Source organism: Amycolatopsis orientalis (assembly GCF_000943515.2).
GTDB lineage: Bacteria > Actinomycetota > Actinomycetes > Mycobacteriales > Pseudonocardiaceae > Amycolatopsis > Amycolatopsis orientalis.
In genome coordinates this window covers 8,624,941-8,643,459 of sequence record NZ_CP016174.1, presented here as the reverse complement: position 1 = coordinate 8,643,459, position 18,519 = coordinate 8,624,941, and the positions used below count along the sequence as shown (strand labels likewise).

The following is an 18,519-nucleotide window of genomic DNA, read 5'->3' as shown; positions in this document are numbered from 1 at the left end:
CCGGTCGGGGCCGTTCTCGGCGTTGTCCGGATTTTCCCCGGCCACGTTCGATAGGTTGTCTCGCGCACCAGTACGCGCACCAACGGTGGCCGCCATCGTCGAGTTTGAAGAGGGGTCCTTCGATGAGCACGCTGCAGTTCAAGAAGTCACCGCGGCTGGCGGCGCCGCGCCCGCCGGGTGGCGAGGTGCATCTCGAACCGCCACCGGAGGTGCCGCGCACCATCCCGGGCAACATCGTCATGAAGCTGCTTCCCGCGGTGATGATCGTCGCCTCCCTCGGGATGATGGTCTTCATGTTCACCACGGGTGGACGCAACCCCATGATGATGATGATGGGCGGCATGATGGTGCTGAGCACCGTCGGCATGATGGCCGGTGGTGCGGGCAAGGGCGGCGGCGCCAAAAAGGCCGAGATGGACGAGGACCGCAAGGACTACCTGCGCTACCTCGGCCAGATGCGTGACAGGGCCCGCGAGGCCATGGTCGACCAGCGTGCCGCGCTCGAATGGGTCCACCCCGACCCGCAGACGCTGTGGTCGCTGGCCGCGAGCCGCCGCATGTGGGAACGCCGCCAGAACGACCAGGACTTCCTCCACCTCCGTGTCGGCCGCAGTTCGCACCGCCTCGCGACGCGGCTCGTGCCGCCGCAGACCGGCCCGGTCGACGAGCTGGAGCCGATCGCGACGCTGGCCCTGCGCCGGTTCGTCCGCGCGCACTCGATCGTCCCGGACCTCCCGACCCAGATCACCCTCCGCGGGTTCGCCGCGGTCAGCATGCAGGGCGACCGCGGCCTGACCCGCGGCCTCACCCGCGCGATGCTGGCCCAGCTGGTCACCTTCCACAGCCCCGACGACGTCCTCATCGCGGTCGCGACGGCGGGCCGCGCCAAGGAGGAATGGGAATGGGCGAAGTGGCTGCCGCACGCCCAGCACCCCGCGCTCGCCGACGGCATCGGCCAGCTGCGGATGATGGCGGGCTCCCTCGCGCAGATCGAGCAGTGGCTCGACGAAGAACTCCGTGACCGCCAGCGGTTCTCCCGGAACGCGACGCCCGCTCCGGACCAGCCGCACGTCGTCATCGTCATCGACGACGCCGAGGTCACCCGCGAGGAACAGATCATCCTCGAAGAGGGTCTCGTCGGCGTCACCCTCATCGACCTTTCCGACTCCATCGGCAACCTCGCGGCCCGTCGTGGTCTGCGGCTGGTCGTCGAGGAAGACCGCCTCGGCGCGCGCAGCGCCGGCGGCGTCGAGTGGTTCGGCCGTCCGGACACGCTCAGCGTGGTCGAGGCCGAAGCGCTGGCTCGGCTCCTCGCGCCCTACCGCGTCGGCACGGCCGCGCAGGACGCCGCCGAAGAAGAGCCGCTGCTGTCGAACCCCGGTCTGCTCGAACTGCTGGGCATCCCCGGCGACCCGATGACCTTCGACGTCCAGCAGGCCTGGCGGCCGCGCCCGGTGCGGGACCGCTACCGCGTCCCGTTCGGCGTCGGCGAGTACGGCCAGCCGGTCGAGCTGGACATCAAGGAAGCCGCGATGGAGGGCATGGGCCCGCACGGCCTGTGCATCGGGGCGACCGGTTCCGGTAAGTCCGAGTTCCTCCGCACCCTGGTGCTGGGCATGCTGGCGACGCATTCGTCGAGCACGTTGAACTTCGTCCTCGTCGACTTCAAGGGTGGTGCGACGTTCCTCGGTCTGGACGCCGCGCCGCACGTTTCCGCGGTCATCACCAACCTCGCGGACGAGGTCACGCTGGTCGACCGGATGAAGGACGCGCTGGCCGGGGAGATGAACCGGCGCCAGGAGGCGCTGAAAAACGGCGGTAACTTCAAGAACGTCTGGGAGTACGAGAAGGCCCGCGAGAACGGCGCCGACCTCGACCCGCTGCCCGCGCTCTTCATCGTCTGTGACGAGTTCTCCGAGCTGCTGGCCGCGAAGCCGGACTTCATCGACCTGTTCGTCGCCATCGGACGGCTGGGCCGGTCGCTGCAGATGCACATGCTCCTCGCGTCGCAGCGGCTGGAAGAGGGCAAGCTGCGCGGTCTCGACTCGCACCTTTCCTACCGCATCGGTCTCAAGACCTTCTCCGCCGCGGAATCCCGTGCCGCGATCGGCGTGCCCGACGCGTTCGAACTGCCGTCCGTCCCCGGTGGCGGTTACCTGAAGTACGACACCTCGACGCTGGTCCGCTTCAAGGCTTCGTACGTCTCGGGCCCGTACCGGCCCGCCGGTATCAAGGCGGCGGGCCCGGTCGCGACCGTGGTCCGCGCCGACAAGCGCCCGCAGCTGTTCGTCCCGGACTTCGTCGAACTGCCGAAGGAGCCGGAGCCGCAGCAGATCGAGGCCGCGCCGGTGGAGCAGGCCAAGTCGGAAGAGGCCGTCGAACCCAGCGAACTCGACGTGATCGTGTCCCGGCTGATCGGCCAGGGCCCGCCGGCACACGAGGTCTGGCTGCCGCCGCTCAAGGAACCGAACTCGCTCGACACCCTGCTGCCGAACCTGAACCCCACCGACGACCGCGGTCTCTCCCCGGTCGGGTTCTTCGGGAACGGACGGCTTCAGGTGCCGCTCGGCATCGTCGACCGGCCCTACGAACAGCGCCGTGACCTGCTCTGGGCGGACTTCTCCGGTGGTGCCGGGCACGGTGTGATCGTCGGCGGCCCGCAGTCGGGCAAGTCGACCATGCTCCGGACGCTGATCATGTCGATGGCGCTGACCCACACCCCCGAAGAGGCGCAGTTCTACGCGCTCGACCTCGGTGGCGGTACCTTGGCCGGTCTCCAGGGCCTGCCGCATGTCGGTGGCGTCGCCGTCGCCCGGCGTGAGCCGGACAAGGCCCGCCGGATCGTCGCCGAGCTGACCACCCTGCTCACCGAGCGGGAAGGCAAGTTCGGCGCACTGGGCATCGACTCGATGAACGAGTTCCGCAACCGGAAACGGCGCGGCGAGATCAAACCCGAAGACGATGCCTTCGGCGACGCCTTCCTGATCGTCGACAACTGGAAGGCCCTGCGGGACGACTTCGACGAGCTGGAAACCTCGATCACCAAGCTCGCCACCCAGGGTCTTTCCTACGGCGTGCACGTCATCATCGCGGCGAACCGGTGGGCGGACATCCGCCCGGCCATCAAGGACATGATCGGTACCCGGTTCGAGCTCCGCCTCGGTGACCCGAGCGAGTCCGACATCGACCGCCGCGTCGCGGTCAACGTCCCGGCCGGTCGTCCCGGCCGTGGTCTGACCAGGGACAAGCTGCACCTGCTGACCGGTCTGCCGCGGATCGACGGATCGAGCAACCCCGACGACGTCGCCGCCGGTGTCGCCGACGCCGTGGCGAAGATCAAGGGCGCGTGGCGTGGCCGCCCGGCGCCGCAGGTCCGCCTGCTGCCCGAGATGGTCACCTACGACGAGGTCCTCAGCATCGACTCCAAGCGCAACACGAAGCTGGTGCCGATCGGTGTCAACGAGGAAGACCTCCAGCCGATCTACCTCGACTTCATGGCCGATTCGCACTTCTACGCGTTCGCGGACGGCGAGTCGGGCAAGACGAACCTGCTGCGGCAGATCACCCGGGGTATCACCGAGCGGTACACGACGCAGGACGCGGTCATCATCCTCGTCGACTACCGGCGCACGATGCTCGGCTTCATCGGCGGCGACCAGCTGCTCGGCTACGCGGTGTCCGCCGCGCAGCTGGAGAGCATGGTCAAGGACGTCCACGGGTCGATGACCCGGCGGCTCCCCGGTCCGGACGTGACGCAGGAACAGCTGAAGACCCGGTCCTGGTGGACCGGTCCGGAGCTGTTCATCATCGTCGACGACTACGACCTGGTCGCCACGCAGACGAGCAACCCGCTGAAGCCGCTCGCCGAGTTCCTCGCCCAGGCGAAGGACGTCGGCCTGCACATCGTCGTGGTGCGCCGGAGCGGTGGCGCGGCCCGGGCGATGTTCGATCCGATCCTCGGCAAGCTCAGGGAGATCGCGGCGCCCGGTATGGTCATGAACGGCTCGCGGGACGAGGGCAACCTCATCGCCAACGTGAAGCCGAGCCAGATGCCGCCGGGACGGGGAAACCTCGTCACGCGGAAGCACGGCAAGCAGCTCATGCAGGTCTCGTGGATCCAGCCGGACTGACCTCCCGCGGAACCAGGTGAGGTACCGGCCGGGCGTGGGGTGACGACGACGATCTGCGGGAGTGGCTTGTGACAGTGCGGGTAGCGGTGGACTTCGGGACATCGAGCACCTGCGTAGTCGCTTCGATCAACGGCCGCGAGCCGCAGGTCGTCGTGGTGGACGGGCAGCCCTTGATGTCGTCGGCGGTCTACGCCGCGCCGGACGGGACGCTGTTCGTCGGCCAGGAGGCCGAACGGCAGGCGGCGGTGGACCCGTCGCGGTACGAGCCGAACCCGAAGCGCCGGATCGACGAAGGCGACCTGCTGCTGGGCGACAACGTCCTCCGCGTGACGGACGTCGTGCACGCCGTGCTGAAGCGCGCGGTGACAGAGGCGCGCCGGCTCGCCGGTGACGCCGAGGTCGAGTTGCTGGTCCTGACCCACCCCGCCGATTGGGGCGCGACCCGGACCCGCCTGCTCCGGCAGGCAGCCGGACGGCTGGCGCGCCAGGTCGCCCTCGTCCCGGAGCCGGTCGCCGCGGCGGTCTATCACGCGGCGACGTTCGCCCCGGCCGAGCTGAACTCCGAGCGCACCGTCGAGTTCAGCGGCCGGCCCGGGGACGCCCTCGCGGTACTCGACCTCGGTGGCGGCACCGTCGACGTCTCCGTGGTCCAGCGGATGCCCGGCAGCCCGGCGGATCGCAGTTCGCCCGCTAAACGCGCCGGGTTCCAGGTGCTGGCCACCCGAGGGGACCCGAGCTTCGGCGGGGCGGACGTCGACCAGGCGCTCCTGGAGCACGTCGGCTCGCTGGTGTCGTCCGTGGATCCGCCGGAATGGCGGAAGCTGGTCGAGGGCCGCGAACTCACCGACCGGCGACGCCGCCGTGTACTGCGGCAGGACGTGCGCGGTGCGAAGGAAACGCTCTCGCGGCACGCGTACACCGACGTCCCGATGCCGCCGCCGTTCGCCGACGCCCATGTGACCCGGGAGGACCTCGAACGGCTCATCGCGGGCCCGCTGGGGCGCGCGGTCGAGCTGACGGTCGCCGCGATCGCCGACTCCGGGCTGCGGCCGAAGCAGCTGACGGCGATCTTCCTGGTGGGCGGGTCCAGCCGGATCCCGATGGTGTCGCGGCTCGTGCACGAGCGGACCGGTGTCGTGCCCACCACCCTCGACCAGCCGGAGACCGTGGTCGCACGGGGCGCCCTGCGCGCCGTGCTGATCGATCCGGACCGGACGGGCTCGCTGGCGGGCTCCGCGGTCTCCCGCGTCGGCGCCGCTCCCGCGCCGTCCCCCGCCGACCGCCGCCCCGAGGCCCCGCGCCCCCAGTTCCAGCCCGCCCCACCCCCGCAGGTCGCCTTTAGCCCGCTAAACGCGACGCGGCAGGGGCCGCCGTCCCCGCCGATGGGGCAACAGCAGCTGGGGATGGCGCCGCCGCCGTGGCGGCCGGGCGAGCCCTCCCGCGAGCCCAAAGCGGCCGAGCGACGCGGGAAGGGCAAAAAGACGCCCTGGATCATCGCCGCGGCCGTGGTCGCCGTGGCCGCTGTCGTCGGGGGCGTCCTCTTCGCGGTCAACAGTGGGGACGACGAACCGGCGGGCAGGCCGCTCGCCCAGTACGACTACCGCTTCATCGCGCCCATGGACTGGACCCAGACCGACGACAGGGTCGCCCAGCGCCAGGTGGTGATCCATCCGAGCGACTCCCTCACCGGGGACGACCTCGTGGTCGCCCAGGAGTACGTGATGAACTACGACGCGACGGCGGACAGACAGAAGCTCGTCGACGAACTCGGCGCGGAAGCGGCGGCCAAGCCGGAGCAATACAGCGGCTTCAACGGTTCCGCGGGGTACGCCGGGAAGACCGTCATCTACTACCGCGAGACCAAACCGAAGGCACGCGTCGACTGGTACGTCGTCGCTCAGGGAAAGATCCGCGTCCACATCGGCTGCCAGTACGGCACCGGCTCACCGCTCGTACAGCGGGTGAGCGCGGCCTGCGAGCAGGTCGTCAAAACGATGGCGGTCGTCAACTGAAGGGAGGTGGACGACTGATGCCACCCGAACCCGAGACAGCCGCCGAGCATTTCGCGCGCACAGGGCGCGACGCGGTCACTTACGCCCGTCAGGTCGCCCGCACGGCGAAGGCACGGTACGAACGCCTGCGGGGCGAGAACGCCGAACTGGCGAAGCAATTCGGCAGAGGACGGCTCGCGGGCGGGGAGACCGCCCCGACTCCCAGCGACGTCCGGAACGCCGCGAAACGGTTCCGCGCGGGCGCCGGTCTTCCGGTTCCCGCTTTGCCCTCGGCGGCAGAGTTGGTTCCCCTTCGGCCAGAATCGGCGTCCCGTCGGCCACGTGTGAGTGACGACGACGAAGACTTTTCGCAGTCGCGAATCATGATCCGCGGTGAATGATCGAACGCTGTGCACTTGCGAAATCCCGTGGTGAAAGGCCATTTCTTCACGCGATTCGCGCCAGGTGGACGCCTTGCCGCCGACCGGTTCCCCTGGCGAGCGTTCACGCAAGCAACTACTTGAAACCAAACGGCGACAAGGGGGAACCAGACATGGCAGGGTCTCCGTCGTAGGTCCGTACGAAACGAACACACCAAGTGCGGATAACCACGAACGAAGGGGGTTCTTCCCATGGCTGGCGGTTTTCAGGGAGATGTCGAGCAGTTCACCCAGGCCGAGAAGCGGGTGACCGAGGTCCGCGTTTCGATGGACCAGAACTTGGGCACGCTCCGCAGCAACATCGAAGCCACCCAGGCCGGCTGGACCGGCGACGCGGCGATCGCGTTCAACAACGTGATGAAGCGCTTCGACGAAGCGGGCCGGGGACTCAACCAGGCCCTCCAGAACATCGGCGAACTGCTCGAGCAGGCCGGTTCGAAGTACAACGCTTCCGAGCAGCAGCAGCAGGAACTCATCAAGTCGGTCAACGCCGGCTTCGGCGTCCTCGGCTGATCTCGGCTCACCCGCACCAACCCCGCAGACTTTCTTAACCACTGGAGGAAACCATGTCCGACATGAAGGTCGATTACCAGACGATCCACACCGCGGCCGACGACTGCAAGAAGACCGGTGGGGAGCTCGAGTCGCTGTTCGGTCAGCTGAAGAGCGACCTCGCTCCGCTGGTCAACACCTGGCAGGGTGACGCGCAGACCGCGTACCTGGCTGCGCAGCAGGAGTGGGACAACAAGTTCGAGGAGCTCAAGCAGCTCCTCGCGCAGGTCGCCGGCGTTCTGCCGCAGCTGGCCGACGGCTACCAGGCCACGGAGCAGGGCGTCACCGGCCTGTTCTGAGTCTCACGCTCGGAACGAGCAACGGCGGGCAGGCATCTTCGGATGCCGAGCCCGCCGTTTCGTTCTTGCGAAAGAAAAAGCCGCGACGGAGAACTCCATCGCGGCTTTCGGTGTATCGGGCGAAGATCAGTGCGGCGCGCCGACCTCGAATTCCGGCGTGGTGTTCAGCACCCGGACGGTGACCTTCTTCTGCTGCCCCGAAAGGTCGATCGAGCAGTCGAACGTGGTGCCGTTCTCCACCGGTTGGCCGGAAGGGCAGGCCACGTTCTTCACGTCCGGTTCCCCGTAATGCTCGTTGAGCACGCGGACGACACCGTCCTGGACCGACTTCTGATCGAGACTGTCGCCCGCGAACGCGCCGAGCAGCCAAGCGCCGACCCCGCCGGCGACCACGACGGCCGCGGCGATTCCGCCGATCAACAACGTTTTCTTCGAAACCTTCGGCTTCTTCTGCGACTCACCGAAGGCGCCGAGTCCGCCGTATTGCGACGACGACTGCGCGGGCTGGAACCCTCCGCCGTACTGCCCCTGCGGTGGAGTCTGTTGCGGCGCCTGCCAATTCTGCTGCGGCGCGGGCTGCTGCGGCGGTTGCTGCTGCCACGCCGCTCCCGGCGCCGGAGCGCTGCTTTGCTGCCACGGCCCGGAAAACGAGCCGGTGACGCCGGGCTGGCCGGGCTGCTGCCACTGCCCGGTATAGGAGCCGGTGGTCGCGGCATTCGCGTCGTTCTGCTGCCACTGCCCGGAATGCGGGCCGGTGGCCTGACCTTCCTGCTGCCAGCCCTGTTGCTGGTTCGCGGGATTCGCCGGTGGCTGCCACCACTGTTGCGGCTGTTGCGGCTGCTGTTCGGGCGGCTGGCTCATCGGTGGTCACCTCGGGGCGTCGAGAACTTCACAGCGTCGGGATGAAGGCGTTCGGTCATGCGTCAGACGCCTTTCAGCTCGGCGAACCGGCGATTGAAGTCGTCCTTCGCCGCCTTGTCCGGCAGCACGGTGATCTGCGACGCGTCCGGCAGCTTCGGCAGGTCCTGCGCGGTCGCCTTGCCGGTGAAGCGGAAGTCGTAGCGCAGTTCGATCTTGTGGCCGCCGCCTTCGATCTTGGCCTCCATCACGATCTGGTTCAGCGTCCCGTCCGCGTTGAGCGAGACCGTGGTCTGGACCGGCGCCTTCTTCATCTCGTCCGTGATGGCCCCGCTGATCGACGCGGGCAGGACCTCTACCCGCCGCTCGATGAACTTCCCGAACGGGACGTCGGCGGCCAGCTCGATCCGCTTCTCCGGAAGGCTTTTGGCGCCCTTCACGACCTTCCTGTCCGCGTTGTAGGCCACGGCGATGGCGTCGGCCATCTTGCAGGCGGTGATGATCCCGCTCCAAGCGCACGGAATGGTCAGCCCGGCCTCGGACTTCGGCATCGAGACCCAGGGTGTCGGGGCGAGACTCTTGTAGGCGGGGCCGAGGTACGCGTATTCGACGGCCCCTTCGGCCGGGGTGTACCAGTCGACGCTGTCGTCCGGGTTCTTCTGCGAGCGGTGACGGCTGACCCGGCCTTCCGGGGAACCGGTGCGCGCCGAGGAGATCGTGCTGCGGATGTACTTCTCGTCGAAGCGGAAGTAGGCGCCCGATTCGCTGGTGACGTCGCGCTGGTCGCCGATGGTTTCCTGCAGCTTGTTCATCGCCGTTTCGAACTTCGTGCCGACGTAGGTCGCCGCGTCGTCGCCCTTCGGCACGGCGGTGCCCGCACGTCCCTGGCCGCAGGCGGTGGTGAGCGCCAGCACGGCGCCCAGCACGCACAAGATGATCGTTGGCCGTTTGTTCATCGCCGTTCCCCTGAATCGAGTCCCCGCGCGCGGTGCGCGTCCGGATCGTCTCATCCTCTCCCGCCGAAGGTGATGCCGTGGGCGGTTCCGCCACACCGGCGGGGTACGATTGCCGGGCGCCCGCCGGGCGCCGGTCCTAGTATGGGACCCCGGACCGACCCCCGCTTCGCAGTAGGGTCGGGCGTGGGGGTATCTTCATATGTCGTTGTGCGCTGCGGCGCGTAAGCGCTAGGCCCGCACAGAACCCACACGCAATGTTGACGACGAGGTAGACCCTTGCCCACGTACAGCCCCAAGCCCGGCGACGTCACTCGTGCCTGGCACGTGATCGACGCCGAGGATGTCGTGCTCGGCCGGCTCGCGACCGAGGTCGCCACGCTGCTGCGCGGCAAGCACAAGCCGACCTACGCCCCGCACGTGGACACCGGTGACTTCGTCATCATCGTCAACGCCGAGAAGGTCGCGCTCACCGGTAACAAGCGCGAGCAGAAGTTCGCGTACCGGCACAGCGGTTACCCCGGTGGTCTGCGCAAGCGCTCCTTCGGCGAGCTGCTCGACACCAAGCCCGAGCACCTGCTCGAGAAGGTCGTCAAGGGCATGCTCCCGAAGAACAAGCTCGGCCGCGCCCAGGCGAAGAAGCTCAAGGTCTACGCCGGCCCCGGGCACCCGCACGCCGCGCAGCAGCCGCAGGCGCGCGAGATCACCAAGATCGCGCAGGTCGCGCAGTGAGTGAGGAACAGTCTGTGACCAGCACCGAGGAGACCGCGACCGAAGCCGTCGAGGCCGTCGCGACCACGGAGACCCCCGCTGTCGGCGACGCCGTCGCCACCAGCGAGACCCCGGCCGCCGCGCGCCCGTCGCGTGCCGCCGGTGGCAACGCCCAGACCGTCGGCCGCCGCAAGGAGGCCGTCGTCCGGGTGCGCGTCGTTCCCGGTACCGGTGAGTTCAAGCTCAACGGCCGCACGCTCGAGGAGTACTTCCCGAACAAGGTGCACCAGCAGCTCATCCGTGAGCCGCTGGTGACGGTCGACAAGCCCGACTCGTTCGACATCTTCGCCAACCTGCACGGTGGCGGGATCTCGGGCCAGGCCGGTGCGCTCCGTCTCGCGATCGCCCGTGCGCTCGTCGAGGTCGACGCCGACGACCGCCCGGCCCTGAAGAAGGCCGGCTTCCTGACCCGTGACGCCCGCGCCACGGAGCGGAAGAAGTACGGCCTCAAGAAGGCCCGTAAGGCTCCGCAGTACAGCAAGCGCTGATCGCGCCTCTGGCGCAACCCGCGGAAGCGCCCATCCGTCTCTCGGATGGGCGCTTCCGTGTTTCCAGGGTCCGTCGTACCCGCGGACCCCTTTGTCACAGCAGTCCCGCGTGCCCCACCCGTTCGCCTTTCGCGGGCTAACCGCGCTCCGCGCGTCGCGATTAGCCCGCGAAAGGCGACATCGGGGGTGCGGGGAGGCGGGGCTGGGCACTCGCTAGGTTGTCGTGGTGGTTTTTCAAGGAGGTCGACAGATGGCACGTCTATTCGGTACCGACGGCGTACGTGGCCTCGCCAACGAGGAGCTGACCCCGGAGCTGGCCCTTTCGCTCGCCGCCAGCGCGGCCCGCGTCCTCGCCGCGCACGACCGTTCGCACCGTCCGGTCGCGGTCGTCGGCCGTGACCCGCGTGCCAGCGGCGAGATGCTCGAGGCCGCCGTCGTGGCGGGTCTCACGTCCGCCGGTGCCGACGTGCTCCGCCTCGGCGTCCTCCCGACCCCCGCCGTCGCCTACCTGGTCGGCTCGCTCGAAGCGGACCTCGGCGTGATGATCTCCGCCTCCCACAACCCGATGCCCGACAACGGCATCAAGCTGTTCGCGGCAGGCGGCCACAAGCTTCCCGACGGGATCGAGGACGAGATCGAGGCCGGTCTCGCCGCTCCCGTCACCCGCCCGACCGGCATCGGCGTCGGCCGCGTCAAGGACGTCCCCGACGCGGGTGAGCGCTACATCCAGCACCTGCTCTCGGCCACCCCGCACCCCCTCGCGGGCCTGCGCGTCGTCGTCGACTGCGCCAACGGCGCATCGTCCTTCGCCGCCCCCGAGGTCTACCGCAAGGCCGGCGCCGAGGTCATCGCGATCCACGCCGACCCGGACGGCGTGAACATCAACGAGCACTGTGGTTCGAATCACCCGGACGCGCTGCGTGCGGCCGTCGTCGAGCACGGCGCCGACCTCGGGATCGCCCACGACGGTGACGCAGACCGCTGTGTCGCCGTCGACGCCGCGGGCGAGCTCATCGACGGCGACCAGATCATGGCCGTCCTCGCCCTCGCCCTCGCCGAGACCGGCGAGCTGACCAAGAACACCCTGGTCGCGACCGTGATGAGCAACCTCGGCCTGCACCTGGCCATGCGGGCGCACGACATCAACCTCGTCACCACCGCCGTCGGTGACCGCTACGTCCTCGAAGAGCTCCGCGCGAGCGGGTTCGCGCTCGGTGGCGAGCAGTCGGGCCACGTCGTCCTCCCGGCGTACGCGACCACCGGCGACGGCCTGCTCACCGCGCTGCGGGTGATGAGCCGCATGGCCTCCACCGGCAAGTCGCTCGCCGAGCTCGCCGGCGTCATGAACCGCCTGCCGCAGGTGCTGGTGAACGTCCCCGTGGCGGACAAGGCCGCGGTCGCCGTCTCGGAGGCCGTCCGTGACGCCGTCGGTGCCGTCGAGGCCGAACTCGGCGAAGAGGGCCGCGTCCTGCTGCGCCCGTCGGGCACCGAACAGCTGGTCCGCGTCATGGTCGAGGCCCCCGCGCACGACACCGCACAGGCGGCCGCCGACAGGCTCGCGGGCGTCGTCTCCTCGGCCTCGTAAGCCCCCTCACGATCTCCCCAAGTCGCTGCGCACGGGTTACCGGCCCGGTACATTCCGTGTGCGGATACCTAGGGGAGGGTGACGGTGGCGGGTAAAGGGCACAAGGTCGATCCGGCGCAGCTGAACGAGGCCGCCAAGGTGTTGCAGGACCTGCCCAAGCAGGCCTGTGAAGGACCGATCGCGGCGGTCGAGCAGATCAACCTGAGCGCGGCGAGTTTCGGGCCCGCGCACGGGGACTGCTTCAGTGGCTATTCCGCGAGCATCCAACGCATGGCCAAGTGCGCGCGCAGCTATCTCGCGGCGTCGGACGAGTTCGGCCGCAAGCTCGCGGCGTCCAAGGACCTTTACCAGTCCAATGAGGACGCCAACGCGGCCGAGATGAGGAAGCACTGATGGGCCTCGCGGACGTCGGTGGTGACACCGGGCACGACATTCCCAGCCGCGCCGAAGTCGAGAAGATCCTCAACGACCCGAACATCGATCGCGACACCAAACGCGAACTCGCCCTCAACTACATCGACTACATCGAGGACGAGTCCCCGGAAAGCTGCGGCTTCGCCAGCGAAGAGGAGCGGAACCGGTTCCGGGACCACATCAAGTCCATGAACGGTGACTGGATCACCGAGGGCGACATCAATTTCAACGACGGTTCGCTCGACGAAGTCCAAAAGGCATACAAGACCGCGCACGAGAAGTACGACGCGAACCAGGCCGCCGGTCGGCAGGGCGATCGTGACGCGCTGAACAAGGACGCGGCGAAAACGCAGGAGATCGCGGGACGCGCCACCGAGACCGACCCGGGCTGCGCGAATTCGAACGACATCATGGTCCCCGGCCTGTCGGGGTTCAAGGTCTACGAGATCTTCCACCCGCTCTACGTCCGGGCGCTGGGCCTCGCCGGTGGCGGGGCGGCCGTCTCCCTCGACGAACTCCGGCGGCTGTACCACGAACAGGACAACATCCCGTTCAACCTTTTCAAGGCGAGCGCGGACGAGCTGACCGCGGTCGGCACGGCCGTCGCCGGGTCGGCTCAGGACGTCTCCGGGAAGCTGGGGAACTCGCTCGGCACCTGGGAGGGCCCCGCGGCCGATCAGGCGCGCGCCTACCAGAAGGCCTACTCGGACAAGACCGGCAAGGTCGCCGAGGCCTTCAAGGCGGCCGGTGACGGGCTGCTGCGGACCAACGCCTCCGTGGGCAGGTTCTGCCGCGAGAAGGTCGAGTGGCTGCAGAAGTGGTACACCGACAACATCGACGGCGCCACGGCGCAGGACATCGAGCGGATCATTCGCATCGCCGACGGTTCCTGCAGCCAGAACGACATCATCCACTGCATCAAGTTCCTGAGCATCGAGGCCAAGGACGCCTTCAACGACGACGCGGGCGACATCGACCAGAGCACCATCGACGAGGTCCTCAAACCGCAGGCGGTGGCCTGGCTCAAGGGCGTCTTCCTCGGGTGGTTCGGCAAGCACATCGAGAACTTCCAGCTGGTGTGCAAGAACACGCGCGACGCGATCAACGGCGCGTGGAAGGCGTACTTCGATTCGCTCGGTCAGGTGGTCGAAAACCCGTTCGCGGATTTGGGCAAGACCCCGGAGACCGGTGGCGAAAAGCCCGTCGAAAAGGGCGGTGGCGGCAAGGACACCGGCGGTGGCGCCGGCCCCTCCACGGGCGGGGGCGGCGGGAAATCGAGTGGCGGCGGGCAGATGCCGCCGCCCAGCGCCGTCGAATACAAGCAGCCGGAGAAGCCCGAAGTTCCGGAAGTGCCGGGCCAGGAGAAGAACCCGGTCACGGACAAGCCGCTCGACGTCGACCCGGCGACCGGGGAGCCGTATCCGATCGATCCCCGCACGGGCGAGGCGATCAAGGACGGCACCCGGCCCGAGACGATGACGGTCGAGCAGGGCGATCGCAAGATCTCCCTGGCCGAGCCCGGCGCCGACGGCAAGATGGGCATCTCCGTCCAGGACGGCACCGGCCAGGCCAAGGACTACAACCTCGATTTCGGCGACGGCAAGGCCACGCCCGGCACCGGCGACGCGGCGGGCGGGGCCGTGCACCGGGACACCGCCGAGCGGCTGGACCAGCAGGCGGCCTCGCGTCCTGTCGCGAGTCCTGGGCAGGTCCATCAGCCGGGCCCCGACGGCAAGATCCACATCGAGGACGGTGGCCTCAAGATCACCGCGGAACGGCCCGGCGGACCCGGCGGGCCGACGCTGGTGACCGTCGACGACGGATCGGGGCATCCGGCGAAGTACACCCTGGGCGAGGACGAGCCCGCGGCCGGTCGGCACGCGAGCCCGGACCCCGCGTCCCAGGCGGCGAGCAGGCCTGTCGCGGAAGGCGCCGCGGCCCGGCCGGTCGAGGACGTCGCACGTCAGCAGGCCGAGCAGGGCGTTCGTCAGCACGACGTGACGTCCGGCGGTGTCGGTGGCGGAGCACCCGTGGCGACGCCCGAACACCAGGCCGAACCGGTGGCGGCGGCCGCGGACGGGAGTTCCGAATCGACGACCGCCCAGTCGTTGAGCAACCCGTTCGACGGGGACGACAACGGCCTCGGCGACACGTCGGATCCCGCCGGAACCGGTGGCGGCGCGTCCGCGCCCTCGGCGCCGGCGGGACTCGGTTCCGCCCCGGGCGGGGGAGCCCAGGACCCGGCCGCGGCCGGGGCGGGAATGATGGGCGGCATGGGCATGATGGGCGGCGGAGCGGCAGGCGGCGGGCAGGGGTCCGGCGAAGACCAGCAGCGCACATCCAGCGGATACCGCGTCGACGGCGGCCTGTTCGACACCGCGACGACGACGGGCAGCCGGATCAGCGGGTCGCTCGACGACGACGGCGTCATCGGCTTCCGCTAGCGGTCAGGGGAGGGGATCAGTGAATCCTGAGGAGGATCTCGCCAGACTCCGGCACAAGCTGGCCGGGCTGGAACGCGAGAACGGCGACCGGATGTACCTGGTCGACAACCGGGCGAGCAAAGCGCTGGAGGAGACCAAGGCGGCGGGCGACAAGCTCAAGCAGGAGACGAGCGCGGCGTTGTCCGCGCGGCTCGAGCAGAAGCGGCGCGCACAGGCTGCGGGCGGCTGGGCGACCGAGTCGACCCTCGGCGACAAGGTCGAAGACGACGGCGACTTCGGGTTCGAAGAGGACGAGACGGAGAACGAGCGCCGGGCCGGGTACCGGACGGCCGACGAGCCGCCGATCTCCTTCCGGCCGCCGGTGCCCGCGCCGCAGGCGCCCCCTCCTCCTCCGCCCCCGCCCCCGGTCGCCGAGGAACGCCCGGCCGGGCGGCATCGCCGGGCGGCCGCGCGGGGTGACGACGACGATTTCGCCAACACCGACTGGCTGGCGACCTGAGCCGTCAGGTTCGCAGCGTCACGATGGCCCACTCGACGCCGTGGAAGACGGCGTGCGTCTTGTATCGCACGTCTTCCACGACGTGGTCGGGAGTCAGGATCTCGGCGAGGGCGTGCAACGCCACTTCACCCTCGGCGACCGCGACTCGCGAGCCGGGGCAGGTGTGCCGGCCGAGGCCGAACGCGAGTTCGGCGCCCGGGCCGAGGGGGATGGCGAGTTTGTCCCCGGTCGTGAAATCCTTGCCCGCCAAGGAAAAAGGCGCGATCACGCGGCGGGCGGCGAAGCGGGTCGGCGCGATCTCGTGGATCAGGCCGCGGACGTCGTCGAGGGCGTCCGGGCGGCGTAGGAGTTCGAGGCCGGCGAGGGCGAGGAAGTTCATGGAGTTCTCGTACGCCGCGTGGGCGAGCATCACCGGCGTGATCATCAGTTCGTCTTCGGTGATCCGGCCCGCTTCGTGCGCTTCGCGGAGCAGCGCCAGCCCGCCGCCTTCGACGGCTGTCGCCTTGAGGAAGAACATCGCGACCCTGAGCGCCGCGGTGTCGGCTCCGGCCGGGCCGCCCGACCAGACGTCCAGGTTCGCGGCAGTCTCGGACAGGTTCGTCAGCAGCTTCTCGCCGAGCGGCTCGACCGTGCCGAGTACCGCCTCGGTCACCCTGGCCGCCGCCGGCCTGGCGAAATCGGCCACCAGGTCGAACCGGCCGCGCGACTTTAGCCCCCTAATCGTGACGCGGAGGTCGGTGAGCACCTCGTCCGGCAGGGGCTCCACCAGGGCGATGACCTCCTTGACGACCGCGCGCAGCCGACGGTGGTCCGCGCCGTCCATCAGCAGGAGGTTCGGGGTCTCGGCGGCGGCCCCACCGGGGTTCGAGCTGAGCTCGCGGTCGCGCAGGGCCTTGACGCGGTCCGCCGGATCGTCCAGCACGAAGAAGTCGTCCACGTTCGTATGATGCCCATGCCGCGGCTGGAGAAGGTGCCAGTGTCCACAAAAGAAGTGCCCGAGGAAGTGCTGCGGACCCCGCTCGTTCGGCGTCTGCTCGAACGCGCCGACGTCGAGCGCCCGGCCTACACGCACCTCGACTGCTCGAACCGGCACGAGCTCGTCGAAGACACGCTGACCTGGGCCGAACTCCTCGTCCACGTCCGCGCGGTCGCGGCGAAGCTGCGCGAGCTGATCCGGCCTGGAGACCGTGTCGCGATCACCGCGCGGCAGGATCTCTCGTACATCGTCGCGTTCTTCGGCGCGCTGTACGCCGGAGCCGTCGCGGTGCCGTTGTCCGCACCGGACGTCCGCGCGCACCGCGAACGGCTCGTCGGGGTCCTCAACGATTGCGACGCCGACATCTGGCTCACCTCGGAAGCGCTGGTCGAGCGGCTCGGGGAGTTCGTCGCGGCCGAGGCGGTTCCGGCGCCGCGCGAGATCGTCGCCGTCGACACCCTGCCGCTGGATCCCGCGGACCGCTCCCAGCCCGCGCCGGTTTCGCCCGAAGACCCCGCCTACCTGCAGTACACGTCCGGTACGACGCGCTCACCGGCCGGTGTGATCATCACGCATCGGGCCCTTTCGGCGTCGTGCTGGCAGATCTGCGACGCCTACGACGTCGGCGAGCACACCACGTGCGTCGGCTGGATCCCGTTCTTCCACGACATGGGGCTGGCGCAGCTGATCGCGGGGACGATGCACTCCGGCGGCCGGACGGTGTTCATCGCGCCGCTGGAGTTCATCCGGCGCCCGGAGCGCTGGCTGCTGCTGATGTCGGCGTATCCGAACACGCTCACGGCAGCCCCGAACTTCGCGTACGACCTGGTGACCGAGGCCGTGCCCGAGCCGGTGCGCGCCGAGTACGACCTCTCGACGGTGTCGATCGCGCTCAGCGGCAGCGAACCGGTGCGGGCGGCGACCGTCCGGGGCTTCCTCGCCGCCTACGAACCCCACGGCTTCCCGCGGGGCGCGTTCCGGCCGTCCTACGGTCTGGCCGAGGCGACGGTCTACGTCGCCAGCGGCGATTCCGGCGGCCCGGTGGTGACCGAGGTGGACGGCCGGGAGGTCGTCGAGATCGGCTGGCCACGGGGGCAGCGGGTCCGCGTCGTCGCCCCGTCGGATCACGGTTTGCCCGCTAAAGTCGACCTGGGCGGGACGGGCGAGATCTGGGTCAAGGGGCCCAACGTGGGGGCCGGGTACTGGCGGCGCCCGGAGCTGACCGCCGAGGTCTTCGACGCCGAACTCGACGGGGAACGCGGCTGGCTCCGCACCGGCGACCTGGGGACGATCCGGGACGGCAGGCTCTCCGTGACCGGGCGCCTGAAGGATCTGATCATCATCGACGGCCGGAACCACAGCCCGCACGACATCGAAGAGACCGTCGCCGCCGCTCACCCCCTTCTCGGGCCCGAGCGGGTCGCCGCGTTTTCGGTCGACCTGGACGACGGCGAGGGTGTCGTCGTGGTCGCCGAGCGTGCGCGGAAGGCGCCCGACTTCGATGAAAGCGAGATCGCGCGGGCGGCCACCCGTGCGGTCGCTGAACGGCACGACGTCCGGCTCAAGGCCTTCTTCCTGGTGAAACCCGGCGGGTTGCCACGGACTTCCAGCGGCAAGGTCGCCCGTTCCGCGGCCAGAACGCGGTATTGGTCCGCGGATGGGACAGAATCCCCCCATGGCAGCTGACGGGAGCGAGTACGTCGACGAGATCAAGGCCCTCGTCTGCGAGACCTTCGACGTCGATCCGGACACCATCGACGAGAACACACCCTTCGCCGAGATGGGCGTCGACTCCCGGCGCCGGGTCCGGCTCCTGGCGACGGTCGAGGTGGAGTTCGGGATCGACATCGACCTCGACGAGCTGGACCGCCTGGTCGACATCCGGGGCGCGGCGACCGTTCTCGCCGAGGCCGTCGAAGCGGGCGCTAAACCACGAAAACGCGGTCTACCAGGCTTCTTGCGCCGAAATCGTTTGAGTTAGCAAAGGTGTGAATGTCCCTGCGGCCGGGATGACCGGTGGGTACATTCTTGTGTGCATATGCGATGGCACCTGATGCCGCCGGCGTGCGTCGTAGGTAGGACAACGAGGCGGATACAGCGGGACGAAGGGGGCACCGGT

Annotated in this window: 15 protein-coding genes; 12 read left to right on the top strand and 3 right to left on the bottom strand. The window is 69.2% G+C overall.

Going from position 1 to position 18,519, the window contains the following annotated elements; all coding sequences use genetic code 11:
- The first annotated feature begins 122 nt into the window (after positions 1–122).
- The 4 genes from SD37_RS37670 to SD37_RS37650 all read left to right on the top strand — a co-directional run bounded on the left by SD37_RS37670 (position 123) and on the right by SD37_RS37650 (position 7,412).
- On the top strand, positions 123–4,130 hold the full coding sequence (locus tag SD37_RS37670; protein WP_044855717.1) for a type VII secretion protein EccC: 4,008 nt from the start codon (positions 123–125) through the stop codon (positions 4,128–4,130).
- A 68-nt stretch (positions 4,131–4,198) separates the two neighbouring features.
- Complete coding sequence (locus tag SD37_RS37665) at positions 4,199–6,142, top strand: type VII secretion-associated protein (protein ID WP_044855716.1); 1,944 nt, start codon at positions 4,199–4,201, stop codon at positions 6,140–6,142.
- Positions 6,143–6,753: 611 nt separating this feature from the next.
- A complete protein-coding gene (locus tag SD37_RS37655; RefSeq protein WP_044855714.1) occupies positions 6,754–7,074 on the top strand; it encodes a WXG100 family type VII secretion target in 321 nt (106 codons plus the stop codon).
- A gap of 53 nt (positions 7,075–7,127) precedes the next feature.
- Entirely contained in the window at positions 7,128–7,412 is a 285-nt protein-coding gene (locus SD37_RS37650) for a WXG100 family type VII secretion target (protein ID WP_044855713.1), read from the top strand.
- A 126-nt stretch (positions 7,413–7,538) separates the two neighbouring features.
- On the opposite strand, the gene SD37_RS37645 is transcribed toward SD37_RS37650, so the two are convergent.
- Together SD37_RS37645 and SD37_RS37640 are read right to left on the bottom strand one after the other, a co-directional pair.
- The gene (locus tag SD37_RS37645) at positions 7,539–8,273 is read right to left on the bottom strand and encodes a DUF4333 domain-containing protein (protein ID WP_044855712.1); all 735 of its coding nucleotides are present in this window, start codon (positions 8,271–8,273) and stop codon (positions 7,539–7,541) included.
- Between the two features lie 62 nt (positions 8,274–8,335).
- On the bottom strand, positions 8,336–9,226 hold the full coding sequence (locus tag SD37_RS37640) for a hypothetical protein (RefSeq protein WP_044855711.1): 891 nt from the start codon (positions 9,224–9,226) through the stop codon (positions 8,336–8,338).
- A gap of 276 nt (positions 9,227–9,502) precedes the next feature.
- Between SD37_RS37640 and rplM the strand changes: the two genes are divergently transcribed.
- From rplM to SD37_RS37610, 6 genes are all read left to right on the top strand, one after another.
- Complete coding sequence (gene rplM, locus SD37_RS37635; RefSeq protein WP_037314750.1) at positions 9,503–9,955, top strand: 50S ribosomal protein L13; 453 nt, start codon at positions 9,503–9,505, stop codon at positions 9,953–9,955.
- Positions 9,956–9,969: 14 nt separating this feature from the next.
- The gene (gene rpsI, locus SD37_RS37630) at positions 9,970–10,482 is read left to right on the top strand and encodes a 30S ribosomal protein S9 (RefSeq protein WP_037314753.1); all 513 of its coding nucleotides are present in this window, start codon (positions 9,970–9,972) and stop codon (positions 10,480–10,482) included.
- Between the two features lie 250 nt (positions 10,483–10,732).
- Positions 10,733–12,067, top strand: a complete 1,335-nt coding sequence (gene glmM / locus SD37_RS37625; RefSeq protein WP_037314756.1) for a phosphoglucosamine mutase — start codon at positions 10,733–10,735, stop codon at positions 12,065–12,067.
- 84 nt (positions 12,068–12,151) lie between these two features.
- Positions 12,152–12,460: a type VII secretion target gene (locus tag SD37_RS37620; protein ID WP_044855710.1), complete on the top strand. Its 309-nt coding sequence runs from the start codon at positions 12,152–12,154 to the stop codon at positions 12,458–12,460.
- A complete protein-coding gene (locus SD37_RS37615; protein ID WP_044855709.1) occupies positions 12,460–14,925 on the top strand; it encodes a hypothetical protein in 2,466 nt (821 codons plus the stop codon). Before SD37_RS37620 ends, SD37_RS37615 begins: the two co-directional genes overlap by 1 nt.
- 19 nt (positions 14,926–14,944) lie before the next feature.
- Entirely contained in the window at positions 14,945–15,424 is a 480-nt protein-coding gene (locus SD37_RS37610; RefSeq protein ID WP_044855708.1) for a hypothetical protein, read from the top strand.
- Positions 15,425–15,428: 4 nt separating this feature from the next.
- On the opposite strand, the gene SD37_RS37605 is transcribed toward SD37_RS37610, so the two are convergent.
- On the bottom strand, positions 15,429–16,361 hold the full coding sequence (locus SD37_RS37605; protein WP_044855707.1) for a cytochrome P450 family protein: 933 nt from the start codon (positions 16,359–16,361) through the stop codon (positions 15,429–15,431).
- Between the two features lie 15 nt (positions 16,362–16,376).
- On the opposite strand from SD37_RS37605, the gene SD37_RS37600 reads away from it, so the two are divergent.
- Both SD37_RS37600 and SD37_RS37595 read left to right on the top strand, forming a co-directional pair.
- Complete coding sequence (locus tag SD37_RS37600; protein ID WP_044855820.1) at positions 16,377–18,086, top strand: fatty acyl-AMP ligase; 1,710 nt, start codon at positions 16,377–16,379, stop codon at positions 18,084–18,086.
- Positions 18,076–18,381 (top strand): acyl carrier protein, encoded by a 306-nt coding sequence (locus tag SD37_RS37595; RefSeq protein WP_020633351.1) that lies wholly within the window; start codon positions 18,076–18,078, stop codon positions 18,379–18,381. Before SD37_RS37600 ends, SD37_RS37595 begins: the two co-directional genes overlap by 11 nt.
- Positions 18,382–18,519: the final 138 nt, after the last annotated feature.